Here is a 3,975-nt window from a genome sequence, read left to right as displayed (position 1 = left end):
GCGTCGGGCCGCCAAGATCGAAGCCGAGAAACCGCATCCAGGACAACCGGTCCCGGATCATGAACTCCATCCTGGCATCGCTCAGATTGTGCTGCGCCTGCAAAATCAGCGCCTTGAACATCGACACCGGATCGAACGGCGGGCGACCACCCTTGCCACCCTCGCCATAGCCAAGTCCTTCGACCAGCCAGTCACGAAAATACTCAAAGTTGACCGTCGCCTCCAGAACCTCGAGCGGATCACCATTCTTGCTCAACCGGTCGAGATGTTCCGAAAGCCCCAATAGCGACCGCTGCTCCATCGTCCCGTCTCCAAATCACGACAGAAGCAGTGAATCACAATTCCATCCCTACCAGCACGGTTAATTCGGGTCTCCAGCTGGATTCCCTCGATCGGGAAGTGCGCCGGTAACCATCATGTCCACAGGCGAAGCATTGCTTGCCGCTCCGGAACCCATGTAGGTCGGCGCCTCTATTTCATCTTTCTTCTGATGATCGGATGCACACTACTGGTTCCGTTGGGATTGAGCGCCGACTTCATCACCTTCGGTCTGAGTGTCGCGGCAATCGTCATCACCGGTGTCGTGCTCGTTCAGGGGTACCGCGACACTGCCGCGATCCATGCGAAGCTCGACGAGATCGTTGTGGCTTTGCGGGAGACACGCAACGACGTGGTCGGTCTGGAGCACGAAGACCCGAAGCATATTCGGGAAACCGTCCGGCGTTTGGAGCGCGAAGCCCACCAGATGCCACCCTGGCCAACAGATGACTAGGTCGCTACTTCCAAACGTGACCATTTGAACACGGGTCCAAAGGCCCAGGCCTATGGGCCGGAAGTCCCATGCGGATGCGGTAAAAGCCCGTAAGTCGGAACATGATGTGAGTCGTTCCGTTCGGCAGCTAGCTTTCCAAGCGAAAGCTTAATGTCAGAAAGGAAATCCCATGAAACGCATCAGTTGTATCGCCGCCGCCTTGCTCGCCGGTTCCGCCTTGGTCGCGCTTCCCGCGCTAGCCCAGGAAAGGGCTTCGCCGGACGTGCAGCAACCCATCATAAAGGACGGCGGCAAGTCGACCGAAGGCAAATCCTCGGTGGGGGGGAAGACCTCCGGCGCAACTGGCAACGCCAATCGGAAGGCCACGCAGGCGCAGCCAGACCAACAACCTTCCGATGAAGGCAAGGCCGCGTCCGAAGCCAAAGAGAACACAACAAAGCGCAAGTCGGCGTCGCAGGATGCGGCAGGAGAGTCCGATACAAAGACGAACAAGGCAGCCAACAAGGAGACCACTGATACGGCCAAGCGGAAGGCGACAACCGAGAATGCCGCACGGACGACCGAACCGGCATCCAAGAAGGATTCGAAGGCAGCCGTGCAAACGGAGGGCCAGCAGGGCGACCAGGCGGACTCGAAGACAACAACTGAGGCGACGCCTGGCGAGGAAAAGCAGGACGAGGCCTCTGGTCAGCAACCTTCCAATGAGACGACCGCCAGCATCAACATCACCAATGAGCAGAAGGTCGAGATTACCAACGTGATCAAGGAGGCCAAGGTCGAGCCTGTGGACGTGGATTTCGACGTTTCGGTCGGCGTCGCCGTTCCGACGACAATCGAAATTCTCCCTCTGCCGCCGCGCATCGTCGAGATCGTGCCGGCCTATCGCGGCTTCGACTATTTCGTGCTGGCAGACGGTAGGATCATCATCGTCGAGCCTGATACTCACAAGGTGGTCTACATTCTGGTGGCCTGACTCAGTCAGGTGCAAAAAACCACCTATTGCATAGCAAGCGAACTGAGCTCGTCGCCTTACAGCGGCGCGCTTTATCGAGAAACAAACGCGTTATCCAGCTCGTGTTCGAAGGCGGTCGATCTCCAAGCAGGCACGCAATGATGGGACGGAAAGAGGCTTTAGGTTGTTTATCGCCGTATAGCCCCTCGCCAATATAAACTCAGCACATGATCTGCCAAATGACGACCGCCGGCTTTGGGGTGGCTTGGGCAAAGGCAAAGCCAGCGGTCACCAGGGAGGCCGCGGGCCAGATGCTGAGATCGCTAGGGAGGCCGGCGACCCTAGACGGCATGGCCGTCCGACAAACAGTCTAGATGTTCTAAGCTGAAGCGCAATTCAACGAAAGACTCCGATCCTAGGGTCTAGGTCTAAACTAAATATCGTGCATTCCCGACATAACGGTCAACTTATATCTTCCGGGCATCACAACGGCGCCGTGAGCCAATCCTCACAGCCTTCGAGGGCACTAGGCCGCAGACCTATCCGTTCCAGGTTGGTCTTGGCTGGTGGGAAGGCCCAGAAACCACTTCATTGCTTTTTCGAAGCTGGCGAACTCCCGAGACGTGGCTCCCCGACCTTGCACGATCTCCGTTCCGCGAAAGAAGTTGATATATCCTCCGTTCGCGAGTTCCATCTGAACGCGAAACAAGAGCTTGTCGTCGCTTTCGCGGATAAGACTTGCCAGTTCGCCCCTCTTCCTGCCCATGTGTATCCAGCACAACTTCCAAGGGTTATCGGGACTGATAACCGATTCTAAGTCCCAACATCGACCGAAGTTCAGAGCTAGCGCTCGTGGACAAACGTTGACTGAGGAATCCGGTTTTGATTCAAGGCTTCTTTTTGGAGGGAGCCTTGGGCGAACGCGTTGGACTGACGGACGAGGAATGGGCGCTGATCGGGCCTTTGCTGCCGCCTGAGCGCGGACGCGGGTGTCGGCCGGCACAAGACAACCGGCTCTACTTCGAAGGCATGATGTGGATGGGGCGCACGGGTGCGCAGTGGCGACATCTTCCCGACGAGTACGGCAAGTGGAACAGCGTGTTCCGCCGCTACCGGCGATGGGTCGAAACCGGCGTGTTCGATGCCATGCTGGAAAGTCTGGCGGAAATGGTCGAGCGAGATAGTACCGCCGACATGATCGACAGCACGATTGTCCGGGCGCATCACTGCGCAGCCGGCATAAAAAGGGGACTCAGCAGACGGAGGCGCTTGGTCGGTCGCGCGGCGGCTTCACCACCAAGCTGCATGCCCGCTGCGACGCCAGAGGCCGCCCGCTCGGCTTCGTCGTGACGGGCGGAGAAGCGCATGACATCAAAGGCTTCGCGCCGCTGCTGCGAATGATCGCCGGCAAGATCGAAGCGCTGCTGGCCGACAAGGGCTACGATGCCGACGCCATCAGGGAGACGTTGGCGAAGGCCGAGATCGAGGCGGTCATCCCGGCCAAGCGCAACCGCAAGGACCCCGCGCCATACGATGCTGAGAAATACAAGTGGCGAAACCTGGTCGAGCGGCTGTTCAACAAGCTCAAGAACTGGCGCCGCGTCGCCACCAGATACGACAAGACAAAGGAATCCTACCTTGGCTTCGTCGCCATCGCAGCAGCCAAGCTTTGGTTACCCTTTGTCCACGAGACCTAGATCATATTGTCTAGGAGTTAACGTCCTGTCTTCCGCAGCCTCACTCCGGCGCCGCCACCATTCTCCGGGATGAAATCGACGCCGGCTGCTTCAAAGAAGATCAAAGTTCCGCAGTGGACTGCCTCCGATAACGAACGCCTTCGTCCAGGCGCTCGGAATAGTGACGTGCTCCCGGACGGTTAGAAAGTCGTTTTCGTCCGGCCCTAGGTCGGTGTCATCAACGAGAGCCAACCACCATTCTGGATATTTCGCCCAGTTCGTGGCTGTATTTGTCGACTTTGATGTCACAGCCATGTTGACCGCATCGATGGTCTCCGAGCCTACCCATCCGACGTGTTCACGATCGAACGGCGTAGAAAGTCGACCGTGAACAATTGAGCTTTTGGGCTGCGAGCGGTTTGTGTTGGCTCAGCAGCGCAGCGCTGAGTATGTTCAAAAACGCCTTCAACCACCTGAGCAGGAGGGTGAAGGTGTAGCCGGCGGCGGCCAGGATTGGGTTGATATGGGGTCGTCGTGCTGGCCGGCGAGATGGTTGCGGTCCATGCGGTGCTCGT

Annotated in this window: 3 protein-coding genes and 1 pseudogene; 3 read left to right on the top strand and 1 reads right to left on the bottom strand. The window is 58.1% G+C overall.

Annotation, left to right across the window (positions count from 1 at the left end):
- Window positions 1-301, bottom strand: a 301-nt coding sequence (locus ABMA59_RS36995) for a transposase (RefSeq protein ID WP_349010308.1), incomplete at its 3' end; no start/stop codon positions are given.
- A 189-nt stretch (window positions 302-490) separates the two neighbouring features.
- Here ABMA59_RS36995 and ABMA59_RS36990 point away from each other — a divergent pair.
- The 3 genes and pseudogenes from ABMA59_RS36990 to ABMA59_RS37520 all read left to right on the top strand — a co-directional run bounded on the left by ABMA59_RS36990 (window position 491) and on the right by ABMA59_RS37520 (window position 3,421).
- The gene (locus ABMA59_RS36990; protein WP_349010307.1) at window positions 491-772 is read left to right on the top strand and encodes a low affinity iron permease family protein; all 282 of its coding nucleotides are present in this window, start codon (window positions 491-493) and stop codon (window positions 770-772) included.
- A gap of 169 nt (window positions 773-941) precedes the next feature.
- Window positions 942-1,745 (top strand): DUF1236 domain-containing protein, encoded by an 804-nt coding sequence (locus tag ABMA59_RS36985; RefSeq protein ID WP_349010306.1) that lies wholly within the window; start codon window positions 942-944, stop codon window positions 1,743-1,745.
- Between the two features lie 861 nt (window positions 1,746-2,606).
- A pseudogene (locus ABMA59_RS37520) lies at window positions 2,607-3,421 on the top strand (IS5 family transposase).
- Window positions 3,422-3,975 lie beyond the last annotated feature (554 nt).

The organism is Mesorhizobium yinganensis, assembly GCF_040081985.1.
Classification (GTDB): Bacteria; Pseudomonadota; Alphaproteobacteria; order Rhizobiales; family Rhizobiaceae; genus Kumtagia; species Kumtagia yinganensis.
The sequence above is the reverse complement of the archived record's forward strand: the minus strand, read 5'-3'. Positions and strand labels throughout refer to the sequence as shown.

Excerpts from the sequence above, each read along its gene's own strand:
- ABMA59_RS36985 (WP_349010306.1), top strand. The coding sequence starts at position 942 with ATGAAACGCATCAGTTGTATCGCCGCCGCCTTGCTCGCCGGTTCCGCC.
- ABMA59_RS36990 (WP_349010307.1), top strand. The coding sequence starts at position 491 with ATGATCGGATGCACACTACTGGTTCCGTTGGGATTGAGCGCCGACTTC.